Raw genomic sequence first — 15,709 nt, forward strand, 5'->3', positions numbered from 1 at the left:
CCCGAAGGCCACCGGATCGCTGTGCGATCATTTTTTGAGCCATTGGGCTCGAAGAAAAGAATATTGGGATTTTTGGAGATGGGCCTTGAGTCGCTTAAGTGCCCGGTCAGTTGGCCCGATTACTCTGGCCGAGCTAAAGGTGGAATCGAAGCTTCATCGGCGACCTCGCTGGTCAGGCGGTTCATGCGGCCTTCGTGGCTGTACGGCGACGCAGCTCGGCGACGGTCTCCCTCGGGGGTCCAGTGTTTCGAATCTTCATGATCAGACTCCTTCCTCGAGTCGCTTCAGAAAATTCCCGCCAAAATTAGCGGCATAGGAGATGTGGCTCCTTCCAATATCGGCTGGGCTCCTGCCCTCCCCTATAGACCAACAGATCTAGCGAGAACGGCTGTTTTTATGATACCAAGTGCCCTAAAATTAGTCAATATAATAATCTAAACAAAAAAATACCGGACAAAACTCGCTCTTGGAGCTAAGTCTTGCCCGGCTTGCATCGCTGTAGATAGTCTCACCTGACCCCAGGTAATATTCCCCTACGAGGGGATCGTGAGAGTTGACTGGTTCGTAAGCGAAGGTCATCCTCTCCAACTAACGCTGGGAACTTTAGGAAGTCAGGCGTTGTCCCCGATGGGACGTCCACGGATGCGGATAGCCACGATATGGCTCCTTTCGTCGAGTCACTTCATACGTCGTTCCCACCATTACTGGCAGGAGTGGCTCTCTTAAGATATCAATCGCTATTAAATTAGTCAATAAATTTTAAAAACTAAAACTAATAGTACCTAAGTCCTGAGTATTTTCTATTTCACACCCTACTTTTTTCAATCTTTCTATTGCTTCCTGATGCGGGTGGCCAAATTTATTGTCCAAGCCAGATTGAATAATACAAAATTCGGGCTGTACAGCCTGCAAAAACTCTAGTGATGAAGAATATTTACTACCATGATGGCCGACTTTTAGATACTGGGAATTTAAATCAAAACCACCGGACAATAACTTTTGTTCCCCTTCTATTGGCAAATCTCCCATCAATAAAACATTTTTATCTTTATAGCTTAGTTTTATAACTACTGAGTTTTCATTGAAATCTTCATGCCAGTAGTCAGCTAAAAGAACCCTAAAATATAAATCATCGGAAAACATAAAACTCTCGCCTGCTTGTACAATTTGTGGTTGGATATTATTTTCTTGTAATTTTTGGGTAAAGATATTATACAAAAAATGATCGGGCTGGTGATTACTCACCAAAACATGTTTTACTTCGTACTTTTCTAAAAGCTCTACAAAACCCATCATATGATCATCATGCCAATGAGTAATAATCAAATAATCAATCGTGTCCTCCCACCAAGGAAGTTTGTCGGCCATTTGGGACAAGAGCAGATTGTCCGGCCCGCCGTCTATCAAAATATTTTGACCATCAGGAGTACGAATTAAAATTGCATCACCTTGCCCAACATCCAAAAAATTAATCGCTAGTTTATTTTCTATTCTATAAAAAGAAAAAAATAAAGCTGACAAAATTATTAGGGTTATAAAAAATATTGTTTTATTCATATGTTTATATAAATTAACCCACTATACCAAATTTATATTTGTCATCCTGAACTTGTTTCAGGATCTCCGATTGGAGATGCCGAAATACCCGCCTGCCATGACTACTGTCAGGCATGTCGGGCAGGAATTCGGCATAACAAAAATATCACAAAAAATCATCGCTAATATCCTCCCATTTTTTATTAACCGATTCCACTAAATTGTTCTTCCAATCTCTATGCCAATTTTTTAATTGTTTTTCTCTACAAATAGCATCATGCATATGCTGATATACCTCATAATAAACCAGCTTTATAACATTATATGGCTTAGTAAAACCAATAATATCTTTATTTTTGTGTTGTTTTATCCTATTTATTAAATCGCCAGTGACACCAATATACATAACATTATTATTTTGATTAGTTAAAATATAAACATAATATTCTTTATTCATAATTTTGAGGCTTAATTATAAAAGTCAAAATAAACATAAAACAAAGAAAAAAAATCATATAAAAACTACTGAAATCTTGTACTTCAATATAAGCCCTGGGTAATTGGGAAAGATAAAAAGATAAGACAACAATTATCTTTAAAATAATAAAAAGCGGCCAAGCTAATAATTTTGCCAAAAATGGCCAAAAACCAAACCCCGCTAAAAACAGACTAAATACCAAAACCAATGGCAAAAAGGGCAAAATCAAAAAATTAGCCAAGGGCGCTACAATTGACACAATACCAAAATAATAAACAATCAAAGGCCAGGTAAATATTTGAGCGGCTAGGGTCACAGACATTACTTCTCTCAACTTAAATTTTTGGGGTACAAAAAACAAAACTTTCTGGAAAAATTTTACATAATAAAGCAAACCCAAGACTGCCAAAAATGACAATTGAAAACCTATATCATATAAAAGTAAATATGGATTGAGTAAGACAAATATATCAGCAGCCAAAACAAGGCTATATATAGATTCTGTATCCCTGCCCAAAAAAGGCCCTAACATTAATATAGATAGCATCAAACTGGCTCGAACTGCCGAAGCTGGAAATCCTATCAAATATAAATATAAAAATAATATTAAAATTAAAAACCAAAAGGCTTTTTTTCTAGACAAACCAATAGCAAACAAAAAACTCCTGACTAGCCAAACTATAATAGCCATATGCAGTCCGGAAATAGCTACCACATGACTCAGGCCCACTTGAGCAAAAATATTTCTGGTATCACCAGGTATTTCCCGACGACTGGCCAGAAGCATAGCCTTGGCTAGTGATGAAGCCGGCTCACGAAGATAAATGTCAAGATTTTTCCAAAAATAATTTTTGGCTTGAAAAATATAAAAAGAAATACCTTTATCTTGAGAAATATATTTTACCTTTGGACGAAAACAAGTAGCATATATATTGTCCTTGGCTAAATATTTATCATAAAAAAATGTTTTGCCTTCATCATCCTCTATTGGCTCTGGTTTGTAAACTTTGCCTGATAGTTCTAAAACATCACCATAATAATACTCTGGATACAAAGGAATATAGACTAAAATATTTCCGGAAAAATTATCTAAATCCAAAGGCTCTACTAATATATTCCAACCATCTATCTTTTTGTCGGTATTTATTACTTTAGCTTTAAAACTATAAAAATTATCAAAAATAAAACCGGGATTATTTTCCCGATTGTCAAAATATAGCAACCAAACAAAATTGAGTGCCAAAAAAATAAAACTAACCCCTAAAAAGCCTTGGCTTTTGCTCATCAAAATCGCTTAATTCTTCTGAACTATATTTAAACCTATTTTAAAAAATTTGTCAAAAATTAACCTGTGCCGGCCTCTTGACCCTAAGCTCGAGACCGAAGGGACATAGACCGAGAAATCAAAATCAATAAGACAAAATACTCGGCTCTAAAGGCAAATATGGAAGCATATAAGAATTGAAAAATATATCACCTGATGACCATATAATATTACCATTTCTATCTTCAGAAATTGGCTGATCGTCAGTCAATAATCTAGCACTCAACTTGGCTGAACTATCTAGATTATCTACTTTGACAAGCAATGAAATTTCATTTCCTTTGTCTGATATTTTTATTGGGTTTTGTATGTCTGACTTTATTATTATTTTGTTATTTTCTATTACTATATCAGCTATATATGGTTCATCATCAATTAAAACATCTACCCGACTAATATCCAAACCATATTTATCTACAGCAAAAGTTAATTTATTTAACTCCAAACTATCAACACCTCTAGCTGTTAATTTCATTCTATAAAGCTCGTTCCAACCTTGGGAAAGTCTTTTATTTTGATCTGGTGAATTGATTTGTAAAAAGTAGTCCCGACTATCAACTGTGCTTAAATACAAATCTTTATGGAGACTCAAATCCTGACCAGAGACTGAGCCAGTAGCGCTGACATTTTTTAGATAAAATTTGTATTGACCAGTCGGTAGAGCCAAAGTGTGCAAATCAAAATACTCCAAACCATTGTTTTGTATAAAAATCGGTTTGTTTAAATAAAAGATTATATCTGATGATTGATCATCGAGACTAGCTTGGGATAGAAGCTGACCATCTTTTAGTAAAACAAAGTCAGCTTTATCTATAGTCCGAGTATCTCCAAGGGCTTCATAAGCTACTATTACTTTATAAACATCAAAAGTTTCACTATCAGTAGTCAATGAAAATCTAGATAACTGCTGGGGTATATTAGTATTTATCAAAAAATTGTTGTCAATATATTGATTACTAGCCAGTATCTGGCCTTTTTCTACAAAAGATATCAAACCACTCTGAACAGGGAATTGTCCGTCAGGAGTAAATAAATGCTCCTGATAACTCAAGAAAACATCCCAATCATTTTCAATACTTAATTGCAAAACATCGCCAGTATTTACTACATTATTATTTGGTAATAAAAATCTAAACAAATTTTGACCTTTTTTAAGAGGATAATCTTCAAGGTCAAAATATATATGTCCACTCTGATCAATTTCCTTTACTTCACCCAATTGCATACCATCATGGAAAATTTTAAGATCGTCTATAAGGCTAAGGTCATACAAACCATCAACTCTTACTTCTAATTTTTGCAAAGAAATATTATCTTTTTCTGTTTCAATAATAAAATCAAAAACCGAAAAATTGTTGGCCTGATAAACTATTTTTTTGTCTGCTGTGTTAGCTAAAACTTTGGCTGAGAGTCTAGCCGAGTCTACACCATAAGCACCGGAGACCGGACCTTCTTTGAGGCTGAGGGAAAAAACAAAAACAAAAATAGCCATCAATAATAAAGATAAATACACTTTAAAATTTGTGACTTTTTTTTGTCTGTATGTTTCTGGTGTGGGTCCTAGATGCTCAAACATATATCATATTATAGCACAAAATATACACAAAAACTACTTATATTTTGACGTCTGATTCCAACTTGGCTTTTATAAAAGGCATCAAATCACCATCTAATACCTTATCTGGATCAGTGGATTCAAAACCAGTTCGATGATCTTTTACCATTTTATAAGGATGTAAAACATAAGAACGAATCTGATTACCCCAAGCAGCTTCTGTATATTCACCTTTTAGAGATTTTTTTTCTTCATCTTTTTCGGCTTCAAAATATTTTTGCAGCTTGCTCCTGAGGTGGCTCATTGCCTGTTTTTTATTTTGCATCTGTGAGCGCTCATTTTGACATGAAACCACAATACCAGTCGGTAAATGAGTGATACGAACAGCACTGTCACTTTTATTGACTGACTGGCCACCATGCCCTGAAGCTCTAAAAGTGTCTATCTTTAGATCATCTTCATTAATAATAAAATCAACTTCTGATAACTCAGGTAATACTTCCACCATAGCAAAGGAAGTGTGACGAGCATGATCAGCATCATAAGGCGAAAGTCTAACTAATCTATGCACACCAGCCTCATTTTTTATATACCCATAGGTCTGTGGACCATCTATTTTAAAAGTAACACTTTTTACACCAGCCTCGGCACCAGCCGAACGGAATAAAATATTTGTTTTCCAATCTTTTTGCTCGGCTAATCTAAAATACATACGCTCCAGCATAGCTGCCCAATCTTGAGCGTCCACTCCCCCGGCTCCAGCGTTGATAGTCAATATCGCTGGAAAATTATCATACTTTCCTGACAAATAAAGCTCGTCTGACAGATCTATATATTTTTTTTCTAGGTCATCAAAACCAGAACTTATGTCTTTGATCAAACTAGCCGCATCTTTATCCTTTACTAAAGACATCAGACTATCCACAGCTTGGGACAACTCCTGCCAATCGTGTATAGAATTTTCCAAAAAACTAGCTTTAGTACTAATATTCCTAGCCCTGTCTTGATCAGACCAAAAATCAGGAGCTGACATATAAATTTTTAATTCTTCCAAATCTTTTTTCTTCTTGTCTAAAGACAGGATAGACAAGGCCTTATCTATCTTTATTTTAAGTTCTTCTATTTTTTGACGGAGTTCTTCCACAATATTATTGACACAGCTGGTTGATTAGCGCATCTCTAGCTTCGGGGTCACAAAACACTTCAATTGCAAAATCATTCTGACTAGCATTGGAGTTATTTATAGGTACTATTCCCGCTGCCCTTTCTTTAAAGGGATCCAATAGAGGATCAAAAATTTTAATATAGTCTTTTAAGACTGGGGTAAAATAAATTATACCCGCAATAATCGGACCCCAGATTACCAAAAATTTTAAAAATCCAAAAATAGTATTCCAGATAAATTTTTTCTCAATTCTGTGCAATCTCTGATCAAGCCTTGCTAAGGTTTCTTTATTTTCTATTATTGCTTTTTTAAGCTCTTCATCAATCATATGATGTCAAAATTAATATTTAAATTCTCTTAAATTATAACAAAAAAACAGCAATTAGTTAACTGCCGTCTTTTTGGGGATTTTTACCAAAGTTTATACCATTTTTTATGTTTTTTTAACAAATTGGAGGATAAAAAATGTTTTTTCCTTTTAAAATGTCTGATGATTATAAATAACAAATTATATATTCCCAGTAAAAGTAAAATACCAAAAAATACTCCTACAAAAACTGCTTCCTTGGTCCAATAAAAAAATGACTTTGTAACATAGACAGTGGTTGGAATCTTGAGTCCGGAAAAAGCATTGAAACTTTTTTTATCCAAAGCCTTAGTAAGAACAGAGATATTGGTATATTTTAGACCTTCGGGACTATTTTTGAAATCTACAGACAAAGCAACACGACTAATCTCTTCTGGGTAAAGTTCCATTTCTTGTACATTAAACACAAAATTATCCTTATAATCATCAGTATAAATATAAACTACTATGGGTTCTTCTGATATATTTTGGATATCAATATAGCTATCACCCACCGAAGGATAAAACATTTCCAGAGACGAAGGACTAACTGAAATTCCGACTGCCTGACAAGAAAAAGGAAAAATTAAAAATATAAACAAAAAATATTCTATAAAATTTGTCATAACTATTGGTTAACCGCCCAAAATATCAACTGGCCGTTTTTTTGACCACTAGCTGTGTAGCTACTAGGCACACTCAAACCAACGTTGACAGGTTGATTTTGAGAAACAGGCAAATTGAGATTATATTCTGTCCAAGTAAAATGATTCAAACTAGTATAATCAGTAAAAATATCCTGACCTATCACACTGGCTTCAATATATATATCGACATTGCCGGTATTGGACAATGTAAGAATTGTCTCAGACGACTGTCCAGGGTATAAGTCTCCAAAATTTATGTTGGACTGATCCAGAGAAAAAGCAATAGTGTCATCGTTGTCATTATCCTCTCCTCCGTCTGTCTGGACATTGACACTCAAATCCACTGTCTCTGATATGCCACTGCCAACTGTCAGATATAACTTGTTGCTCCTTATCCTCTCTATATCATCATCAGACCAGATGGAATAAACACCACCTATTGGCATAGTAACAATTAATTGTCCGGCACTATCTGCTTGAAATTGATCCTGACCAATATAAACAGGTGCTTGCGACCAAGGCTGCCAGTTTTGTCCATCATAGTAAGAGGCTTCAATAGTAGCCTGACCTCCCAATTCTATACGATTACTACTGATTTCTATCTTAGAAGCATAAAGTGGCCAAGCACCATAGCCCCATAAAACTCTTTCATTGCCTGTCAGCTGATAATCTGCCACAGCCACGGCTCCACCCAAATCATTGACAAAATATTGCCAGCCATCCATACTTTGAGCTGCCACGCCATCTATAGATGAAACATAAACTCCATAAGCACTATTTTCTGTAGTATATTCAAAGTTACAAACACTAGAGGCTGCTTCCAAAAGCTCCAAAACATTTTCAGCTTCCAAATTACTGGCTAGACAAATTGTTTGACTAGGCCCTTCTATACGTATATCATGGCCACTTAGTGGTAATTCTTCTTCAGTTATTTCAATATAATTTATTGGGTAGGAGCTATTTGTTAAGGCCACCAAAGCATAGGCGGTGACCATGGCCGAACCTTGTTCATCGCTAGACATCCATAAAAATGAACCATTGTCTTGTCTTAAGCTTTCCAAAAAAATAACTGGATTATTTTCACCCTTTTGCCAAGTATTAGCATCTTCACCCGCCTTATTTAAAGCGCTGATGAGCCAAGCAGTTGATGCCCCGTCTGATTGACTACCAGCATCATATCCAATACCGCCATCCTCATTCTGCAAACTCCTCAAATAAGCCAAGGCACTCTGTATTTCAGCGCTAGAAGAATTTAAGCCAGTATCCAAAAGAGCCATCACAGCTGCAGCCGTATCGTTACTATCTGAAGCACCTGTAGTGGCCCAAGACCAACCCCCATCGTTGTTTTGATGACTCAAAATAAAACTTTTTATTGTTTCTATATTACTTGAATGCCCAACAGAACTCAGAGCCATCAATCCCCAAAAATCATCATTTAAAAGATCTATTGATCCAATTTGTCCGTTGTTTATATTGGCTTCCAAGGTACTTAATAATGTATTTAGGCTATCTGTCTCCTGACTGCCAACTGCTGCCAAAACTAAAATATTTTTGACTACTGTCATCAAATCCTGATTCTCAACCTCTATATAACTAATATCTGGATCAACTACCTGAGCCGCTATCAAAGCTTGAGTAATCCAAGCATTTTGATTTTGACCCTGCAAATAAACAACGCTATCATCATATTGGGCAAAAATTAGGTTAGGACTAAATGCCAATAAACAGACTAGAATTAAAAATAAAATTTTATTTTTCATAATTATTTTATAAATTATTAATCAAATTTTTCAATGTGGGTAATTTTTTAACTACCCACATTGAGAACCAGACTATCGTTCCTGTTTCGTGATATGAGGACGTGTTCTGATATCAAGACACGGTGGCGGGCTGTATCTCCAAACTGTCTGGCCGAAACGGGTAATTCTCATTCGTTGTAAGCAGGAATTAAAAGGCACAACATTTATGGCTGTCGGTATATATTGTCCGTCAACATACACCTCATAACCATAAAGACCATGCCCCTCAAAATTCGTGATAAACAGTAGCCCACTGAAATCACCCTGGGGAAAACTCCAATCAGTGTTATGGTCAAACACTAGATCCAAAGATTCGGATTGCATAAAAGCCGCTATACTGCCAGCCATTATAAAATCCTGAATCTGTGCTTTGGTTTCAGAGGTGTCTGATGCCTCCGGTTCTAAAATTCTACGACCGCAACCGACTAAAGGCGCCGAAAAAAACAACGCCACAAGAGTCAGAAACTTTCGCCTGTACATGCCATCTACCTCCTTGAAAAGAACAAACTTTGAAACTATCAAAAAAACTCTCACTAAGGAGAGTGGTGACAAAATTATTAAGCTTTAATAAATTCATCCTTTTGCTCCTTAGGCAAAGAATAAAACTCAGGTGTCGGACTTGTTCTCCCTACATTGGAGACTTACCGTAGCTAGGACTGCGGAGGATTTGCACCTCACTTCCCTGATTGAATTGTCAAAGTGAATTTATCTTAACACAGAGTAAAACGATTGACAACTGTCTGTGACCTTATACATTGTTGATAAGTTATTGGCTAAATTCATCATTACAACTAGCCTGACAGCTTGATTGATCCTCTTGTTCGGACATAATACAAAGTCTAAGACAATTTTCTAAACCAAATTTTCTAGTAGTCTCGTTAACATAATTTATATTGTCTGCAGGTGTTTCTACATTTTCGGGTATTAAAATAGGGTCATTCCACCAGCCTTTGGATATATATTGATAAAATAAAAAGGCTATAATAGCCAATAATATAATCAAAATAGAAATTCTCATAATTATTTCTTACCCTTCTTTTTTAAGAGCTCGTTTAACTCCTTTTGAAAAGTCTTGGCATCTTTAAATGACCTATAAACTGAAGCATACCTGATATAAGCCACCTGATCAAAACTTTTTAACCTTTTCATTACTATTTCTCCTATTTGCTTGGAGGTTATCTCTCCGTGGGCTTTCTTTTGTATGTCCCTTTCTATTTCGTTTATTAATTTATGAAAATCTTCTTCTAAATATTGTCTTTTCTCCAGTGATGTTCTCATGCCCCGAATCAACTTGTCTCTACTATAATTTTCACGATGACCATCACGCTTTATTACTGCCAAATCAAGAATTTCCATGTCTTCCATGGTAGAAAATCTAAACTGACATTTCTGGCAAGCCCGACGGCGACGAATACTAAAACCCCCGCCACCTAAACGGGAGTCTACTACTTTGGTATCTTTTGCATTACAAACAGGACAATTCATCCAATTAGAAATTCATAGGCCTATCGGCCCTTTAATTTTTTTCTTAAAAATGCCGGAATATCAAGCTCCTCTTCTTCTTTAGATTTTGGCACATCAATGATTTCTTCTTCAGTCTCTTGCTTTGGTTTTTCAAAAGCTCTTTTAACTTTCCTTTCTTCTTCTTTTTTGGCAAAAGCCTCTGGATAGCCCATAGCTGGCTCAGAGATGTTACTTTTGGCCGGAGTATCTTCAGTTCCTCTAAATCCAGTGGCGATCACCGTCACTTTCACCTCTTCTCCTAAATTTTCATCAATAACTGTACCAAAAATTATCTTGGCCTCCGGGTCACAACTAGATGTGATGACTTCGGCTGCTTCATTAACTTCATACATAGACAAATCACTACTACCAGCTATAGTAAACAAGACTCCTGTAGCTCCGTTGATAGATAATTCCAACAACGGACTATCAATAGCTGCTTTGGCAGCGTCACTAGCTCTATTTTCTCCACTGGCACTACCAATACCCATCAAAGCTGAGCCAGCCTGATTCATAATTGCCTTGACATCAGCAAAGTCTACATTGACCAACCCCGGTACTGTAATAACTTCTGATATTCCTTGTACGCCCTGTTTTAATACCTCATCAACTATAGAAAAAGCTTCCAAAAGTGAAGTTTTTTTATCAATAATCTGGAGCAACCTGTCATTGGGTATAGTAATAATAGTATCTACCTTATCAGCCAAACGCTCCAAACCACGCTGAGCAATATTTTTTCTCTGTACTCCCTCAAAAGTAAAAGGTTTGGTCACAACAGCAACTGTCAGAGCTCCAGATTCACGAGCTAAATCAGCAATCAATGGAGCCGCCCCGGTACCAGTACCACCACCCAAACCACAAGTAATAAAAACCATATCTGCGCCTTCCAAATGGCTAATAATATCTTGTTCATTTTCTTCGGCGCTCTTTAAACCTAATTCCGGATCCATACCAGCTCCTAAACCTCTAGTAGTATTACGGCCAATATGAATCTTTTTTGGTGCAACCGAAGTATGCAAAGCCTGAGCGTCTGTGTTGACTGCAATAAATTCTACCCCCCTTATCTTGGAGGCTACCATACGATTTATAGCCGAACCTCCCGAACCACCAACGCCGATTACTTTGATATTGGCAAATGTCTCAACCGGAGGTATCACTTCTTTTAAGTTCTTCTTTGTCATTTATTTTAATTTAAATAAATATTTTTAATTTATGAAGACGGCCATATCGACTTAGCCCATCTTTTCATCTTGTCGCCGGTTTTGCCTAACATTGAAAATCCTGGCATAAAACTACCACCTGATTCTATATTTTTTTCTGCCCAAATAACAAGCCCTAAAGCAGTAGTATATTCAGAATCATTTAACTTATCAATTGGGAAATTACTGCCAATTGGCAGTCCCAAAAATACAGGTAAATTGAGAATATTTTTGGCTAAATCTACAATCATCGGCATTTTGGCTCCTCCACCAGTCAAAACTACACCAGAGGGCAACTTGCCATCTCTATCAACTTTTTTGAGCTCATCGGCAACCATGGAAAATATTTCTTCTAGCCTAGCCTCAGCAATTTCTGAAATATCTTTTTTGTAGACATAAGAGCCTTTTTTCTCATTCTCAGAATACTTGTGCAAATCAACTTCTTCTCTCTTGGATACACTTTCACTAATAGCCTGAGCATGATCAATCTTGACTGCCTCGGCTACTTCTACAGAAGTTTTTAGGCCAATCGCCAAATCATTGGTAATGTGCCCCGCTCCAACAGGTAATACTGCAGTATGCAAAATATTACCCTCTTCAAATATAGCCAAAGAAGTAGTAGAGGATCCAATATTGACCACTACAACACCCAATTCTTTTTGCTTGGCATTTAAAACAGCCTCGGCTGTGGCTAGGATTGAAAAAACTATAAAATCTATGTCAACGCCAGTCCTGTATATTACTTTGGTCAAATTTTTGACTTGTGAAGACATAGCCATTACTACCTGTGCTTCTACTTCCAACCTTACGCCACTCATACCCTGGGGCTCTTTTATTCCTTTTTGATCATCCAAATTGTAGCTAATCGGTAATACATGTAATATCTCATAGTTTGGCAAGGTCGTAGTGCTCTCGGCCACTTCTAAAGCTCTCTCAACATCAGAATCTTCTACTTGCTCATTGGCCTTAGCCACTGCCACCACACCCCGACTAGCAATAGTCTTGATGTGAGCGCCACTCATACCGACCACCATTTTGTCTATTCTTAATCCGGTCATCCTCTCGCATTTTTCAATTGTTTCGGAAATAACCGAAACAGCCTCTTCAACCGAATTGATAGAGCCTCGTATCACACCCTGAGATGGAGTTTCAGCCGCGCCAATTATCTTGAGACGACCATCGGCCAAACGTTGACCCATGACAATCCTGACGGCATTTGTACCGACATCCAGGCTAGTAATAATATCTCGATTAGTGGCCATTTATAGATTAAAAATTAAGACTTATAATGATTAATTATAACTAAATAATGTCTTTTTGCCAAATATTTTTACCATAAAAATACTATCAAACCAATAGCAGCCGCAAAAAGACTAGCTAAAAGCACCATAGCGGCCAAAAGATCTTTTATTTCCTTGGCAAAATTATGTGTCCTAGGAGCCAGCATATCCACAAGTCTTTCAATCGCCGAATTGAATATCTCTAAGGACATAATAAGAGCTATTATCATCAAAACTACTACCCAATATACTTTGTCCAAATCTTTATACCAACTATAGGCAATAACAATGATAGCTATCAAAATATGTAACCTAAAAGTTTTTTCTGTTCTAAAAACTGTCTTTAAGCCACGCCAAGCGAATTTAAAATTTCTATAAAACTGCCAATCCAACTTATTCATAAATTCTACTTATTTAACAAAGTCAATATTTCTTCTTGTTCCTTATTTTGTTTTTTTTCTTCAGCTAGATTTTTTTCATGATCATAACCCAAAAGGTGTAATATGCCGTGGACTGTCAAAAGCTGTAGTTCTGATTTGATGGTTTTTTTGGCTTGCTTTTTGGCCTGGTCTAGACAAATCAAAACTTCACCCAAAATATCTTTACTATTTATTTGAAAAGATAAAACATCAGTTACTTTATTTTTGTTTCTATAAACATGATTAAGCTGTTTTATTTCTAAGGGCGACAATAAAGCAATGGAAATTTCTTTTTTTAAATAAAATCTTTTTTTAAATATCTTTTCCAGATTTGCTAGCCATGAGAAATCAGCTGACAATCCTCTCTTATCAATAACTATTAAATTAGTTTTCATCTTCCAACCAGACAAAACTATTTAACATCATTTCAAAACTACTATCAAAATAATTTGATTCTTCATCAAGACCCAAATCATAAGATATCAAATATATAAAATCCGAACTAACTGATAAAACCATAGTTCCGTCCAAAAGCCTATAAGCCGGGCGCCCGCCCAAACTATAATTTTCAAAATTCAAATTTCCACCTATAGTCGGTACCAGCTCCTGATAGGCCTGCTCCAAAGTTAAATTAGTGTCATTTGCCGTAGCTGATATCAAAAATGATTCCCCGCTTTCTGAATCCGGTATTACGGTCACCTGGTCAAGAGAGCCAGCCAAACCTTCGGCTAACCATTTACTTGGTCTAAAAAAAGTATAATCATAAGGATTATTTATAAATTTAGTAACCAAGCTCGAGTCTACTAATTTCTGATTTGGTAGCAATGGATTGTACAAATTCATTATTTCTTGTCCATCACTGAAACCATCACGATCAGTGTCTTTTAGGTTGATGTTAGTGTTGTAAGTCAATTCTTCTTCATAACTTAATCCATCATCATCAGCATCTATATTTTCTGGGATAATAACCGTTGTATTGGTGTTTTGGTTGATATTGACGTTGGTATTTGTATTGACGTTGGTATTGACGTTGGTGTTTTGGTTTTGATTGACGTTGGTGTTTTGGTTTTGATTGACGTTGGTGTTAACGTTGGTGTTTTGGTTTTGATTGACGTTGGTGTTAACGTTGGTATTTGTATTGACGTTGGTGTTGACGTTGGTGTTTGCTCTATTTTGACTAATAAACCACAAACCTCCGGCTACCACTGCTATCACAAACATAAGAATAATAATAGAAATCAAAGCTATTTTCTGGCCACTACCCATGCCTTTTTTTCTGGGTTGACCTCCAGGGTTGGTATGGTTCTGAGCAACAAATTTACCCGGCATAGCATGGACAGTAATAATCTCTTTTTTTGCCCCCACTTCTCTTTTTATATCATCAATAGTGGCTTTTTCATTGTCTAAATTACCAGTTGTCATTGGCTTTACATCATCTTTATTGGCCAAGTGGCTAAATACCCGACCCTTTGACTCTCTTTGATCATTCATAATTTTTTTTAATTTAGCTTTGGTTAGTGTTTGTGTTTGTATTATTATTTATATTACTATTTTCATTAGTGCTGGTGGCATTCTCATTTAAACGGCCTTCTCCATTAGGATTATAACCATTTAAAACTTCCGAACCATCTGCAAAACCATCACCATCAGTATCAATATTGTTTGGGTCGGTCTTCCAAATACGAACCTCCTCATAATCTGTCAGGCCATCCATATCTGAATCATCTGATAGTGGATCGGTAAAATAAATTTCTACTTCATCCTGGTCAAATACTCCGTCATTGTCAGTATCTGGATCAAACGGGTTGGTACCCAATTCTTCTTCTTCCTTATTAGTCAGGCCATCTGAGTCATCGTCCAAATTTTTTTCATCAACCACCGCCTCATTGGTGTTGATGTTTTCATTGTTATTGATATTTTCATTGACCATCACCTCATTGGTGTTGACGTTTTCATTGTTATTGATATTTTCATTGCTTACAATAACAGACTGATTTAATCTAGGCATAATCACAAAATAATACACCGCCCCTCCAATAATTGCCAAAAGCAAAACAACTGAAACTATCACTATTATTTTTCTCATTGGTCCCGAATTATAATCGGCATTTATGGATTGTGGTGGCCCAGCTAGTGGTGAAGGAGCTTCGGCCGATTTTGAAGGCTCTTGAGTAGTTGGCATTGTACTGCTAGAAGGCAGTCTGGTCTGTGAAAGAGGTTTTATTTTGCCAGATGCTACAGCACTTGGTTTTTCCACTGCCGGACTTGGTCTTTCGGGTGTAGGATCAACATCGCCAAACATGTCATCAATTTTTCCTGCCATAGATGGTGCAACTGGGGTATTATTTTTGGCTGTTTGGGAAACAATTGGTGTCTCAGGCATGACTGGTTGACTAGGAGATGAAACAGGTGTCTGCCCAGTTTGACTACTGTCTTTTAAATCATCAAACATAATTTA

Annotated in this window: 17 protein-coding genes and 1 riboswitch; all 17 genes read right to left on the reverse strand. The window is 36.4% G+C overall.

Annotated elements, in window-relative coordinates; all coding sequences use genetic code 11:
* Positions 1 to 759: 759 nt before the first annotated feature.
* The 17 genes from KKH39_04990 to KKH39_05070 all read right to left on the reverse strand — a co-directional run bounded on the left by KKH39_04990 (position 760) and on the right by KKH39_05070 (position 15,703).
* A complete protein-coding gene (locus tag KKH39_04990) occupies positions 760 to 1,557 on the reverse strand; it encodes an MBL fold metallo-hydrolase (protein ID MBU1203368.1) in 798 nt (265 codons plus the stop codon).
* 145 nt (positions 1,558 to 1,702) lie between these two features.
* A complete protein-coding gene (locus tag KKH39_04995; GenBank protein MBU1203369.1) occupies positions 1,703 to 1,993 on the reverse strand; it encodes a GIY-YIG nuclease family protein in 291 nt (96 codons plus the stop codon).
* On the reverse strand, positions 1,986 to 3,299 hold the full coding sequence (locus KKH39_05000) for a ComEC family competence protein (protein ID MBU1203370.1): 1,314 nt from the start codon (positions 3,297 to 3,299) through the stop codon (positions 1,986 to 1,988). The genes KKH39_04995 and KKH39_05000 overlap by 8 nt, the downstream gene beginning before the upstream one ends.
* Before the next feature lie 124 nt (positions 3,300 to 3,423).
* Positions 3,424 to 4,914 carry a hypothetical protein gene (locus KKH39_05005; GenBank protein MBU1203371.1) on the reverse strand — a complete coding sequence of 497 codons (1,491 nt, stop codon included), beginning with the start codon at positions 4,912 to 4,914 and terminating at the stop codon, positions 3,424 to 3,426.
* 37 nt (positions 4,915 to 4,951) lie between these two features.
* Entirely contained in the window at positions 4,952 to 6,037 is a 1,086-nt protein-coding gene (gene prfB / locus KKH39_05010) for a peptide chain release factor 2 (GenBank protein ID MBU1203372.1), read from the reverse strand.
* 4 nt (positions 6,038 to 6,041) lie between these two features.
* Entirely contained in the window at positions 6,042 to 6,386 is a 345-nt protein-coding gene (locus KKH39_05015) for a hypothetical protein (GenBank protein ID MBU1203373.1), read from the reverse strand.
* Positions 6,387 to 6,469: 83 nt separating this feature from the next.
* Entirely contained in the window at positions 6,470 to 7,030 is a 561-nt protein-coding gene (locus KKH39_05020) for a hypothetical protein (protein MBU1203374.1), read from the reverse strand.
* Positions 7,031 to 7,032: 2 nt separating this feature from the next.
* Positions 7,033 to 8,811, reverse strand: a complete 1,779-nt coding sequence (locus KKH39_05025; GenBank protein MBU1203375.1) for a DUF4430 domain-containing protein — start codon at positions 8,809 to 8,811, stop codon at positions 7,033 to 7,035.
* Between the two features lie 72 nt (positions 8,812 to 8,883).
* Positions 8,884 to 9,330 (reverse strand): hypothetical protein, encoded by a 447-nt coding sequence (locus KKH39_05030; GenBank protein MBU1203376.1) that lies wholly within the window; start codon positions 9,328 to 9,330, stop codon positions 8,884 to 8,886.
* Positions 9,331 to 9,437: 107 nt separating this feature from the next.
* Positions 9,438 to 9,572, reverse strand: a riboswitch (cobalamin riboswitch).
* Positions 9,573 to 9,616: 44 nt separating this feature from the next.
* Positions 9,617 to 9,868: a hypothetical protein gene (locus KKH39_05035; GenBank protein MBU1203377.1), complete on the reverse strand. Its 252-nt coding sequence runs from the start codon at positions 9,866 to 9,868 to the stop codon at positions 9,617 to 9,619.
* Positions 9,869 to 9,870: 2 nt separating this feature from the next.
* Positions 9,871 to 10,335, reverse strand: a complete 465-nt coding sequence (gene nrdR / locus KKH39_05040) for a transcriptional regulator NrdR (protein ID MBU1203378.1) — start codon at positions 10,333 to 10,335, stop codon at positions 9,871 to 9,873.
* A 20-nt stretch (positions 10,336 to 10,355) separates the two neighbouring features.
* Positions 10,356 to 11,534 carry a cell division protein FtsZ gene (gene ftsZ / locus KKH39_05045; protein ID MBU1203379.1) on the reverse strand — a complete coding sequence of 393 codons (1,179 nt, stop codon included), beginning with the start codon at positions 11,532 to 11,534 and terminating at the stop codon, positions 10,356 to 10,358.
* A gap of 29 nt (positions 11,535 to 11,563) precedes the next feature.
* A complete protein-coding gene (gene ftsA, locus KKH39_05050; GenBank protein ID MBU1203380.1) occupies positions 11,564 to 12,814 on the reverse strand; it encodes a cell division protein FtsA in 1,251 nt (416 codons plus the stop codon).
* Positions 12,815 to 12,882: 68 nt separating this feature from the next.
* Complete coding sequence (locus KKH39_05055) at positions 12,883 to 13,233, reverse strand: diacylglycerol kinase family protein (protein MBU1203381.1); 351 nt, start codon at positions 13,231 to 13,233, stop codon at positions 12,883 to 12,885.
* Positions 13,234 to 13,238: 5 nt separating this feature from the next.
* Positions 13,239 to 13,646 carry an rRNA maturation RNase YbeY gene (gene ybeY / locus KKH39_05060; protein MBU1203382.1) on the reverse strand — a complete coding sequence of 136 codons (408 nt, stop codon included), beginning with the start codon at positions 13,644 to 13,646 and terminating at the stop codon, positions 13,239 to 13,241.
* Entirely contained in the window at positions 13,636 to 14,742 is a 1,107-nt protein-coding gene (locus KKH39_05065; protein MBU1203383.1) for a hypothetical protein, read from the reverse strand. The genes ybeY and KKH39_05065 overlap by 11 nt, the downstream gene beginning before the upstream one ends.
* A 13-nt stretch (positions 14,743 to 14,755) precedes the next feature.
* Positions 14,756 to 15,703, reverse strand: a complete 948-nt coding sequence (locus tag KKH39_05070) for a hypothetical protein (protein MBU1203384.1) — start codon at positions 15,701 to 15,703, stop codon at positions 14,756 to 14,758.
* Positions 15,704 to 15,709: the final 6 nt, after the last annotated feature.

It is taken from the genome of Patescibacteria group bacterium (assembly GCA_018819405.1).
In the GTDB taxonomy this organism is placed as follows: Bacteria; Patescibacteriota; Patescibacteriia; order UBA1558; family GWA2-36-10; genus XYD1-37-29.

Coding starts and splice junctions, on each gene's coding strand:
- KKH39_04990 (MBU1203368.1), bottom strand. CDS start 1,557: ATGAATAAAACAATATTTTTTATAACCCTAATAATTTTGTCAGCTTTA.
- KKH39_04995 (MBU1203369.1), bottom strand. CDS start 1,993: ATGAATAAAGAATATTATGTTTATATTTTAACTAATCAAAATAATAAT.
- KKH39_05000 (MBU1203370.1), bottom strand. CDS start 3,299: ATGAGCAAAAGCCAAGGCTTTTTAGGGGTTAGTTTTATTTTTTTGGCA.
- KKH39_05005 (MBU1203371.1), bottom strand. CDS start 4,914: ATGTTTGAGCATCTAGGACCCACACCAGAAACATACAGACAAAAAAAA.
- KKH39_05015 (MBU1203373.1), bottom strand. CDS start 6,386: ATGATTGATGAAGAGCTTAAAAAAGCAATAATAGAAAATAAAGAAACC.
- KKH39_05020 (MBU1203374.1), bottom strand. CDS start 7,030: ATGACAAATTTTATAGAATATTTTTTGTTTATATTTTTAATTTTTCCT.
- KKH39_05025 (MBU1203375.1), bottom strand. CDS start 8,811: ATGAAAAATAAAATTTTATTTTTAATTCTAGTCTGTTTATTGGCATTT.
- KKH39_05030 (MBU1203376.1), bottom strand. CDS start 9,330: ATGTACAGGCGAAAGTTTCTGACTCTTGTGGCGTTGTTTTTTTCGGCG.
- KKH39_05035 (MBU1203377.1), bottom strand. CDS start 9,868: ATGAGAATTTCTATTTTGATTATATTATTGGCTATTATAGCCTTTTTA.
- nrdR (MBU1203378.1), bottom strand. CDS start 10,335: ATGAATTGTCCTGTTTGTAATGCAAAAGATACCAAAGTAGTAGACTCC.
- ftsZ (MBU1203379.1), bottom strand. CDS start 11,534: ATGACAAAGAAGAACTTAAAAGAAGTGATACCTCCGGTTGAGACATTT.
- ftsA (MBU1203380.1), bottom strand. CDS start 12,814: ATGGCCACTAATCGAGATATTATTACTAGCCTGGATGTCGGTACAAAT.
- KKH39_05055 (MBU1203381.1), bottom strand. CDS start 13,233: ATGAATAAGTTGGATTGGCAGTTTTATAGAAATTTTAAATTCGCTTGG.
- ybeY (MBU1203382.1), bottom strand. CDS start 13,646: ATGAAAACTAATTTAATAGTTATTGATAAGAGAGGATTGTCAGCTGAT.
- KKH39_05065 (MBU1203383.1), bottom strand. CDS start 14,742: ATGAATGATCAAAGAGAGTCAAAGGGTCGGGTATTTAGCCACTTGGCC.
- KKH39_05070 (MBU1203384.1), bottom strand. CDS start 15,703: ATGTTTGATGATTTAAAAGACAGTAGTCAAACTGGGCAGACACCTGTT.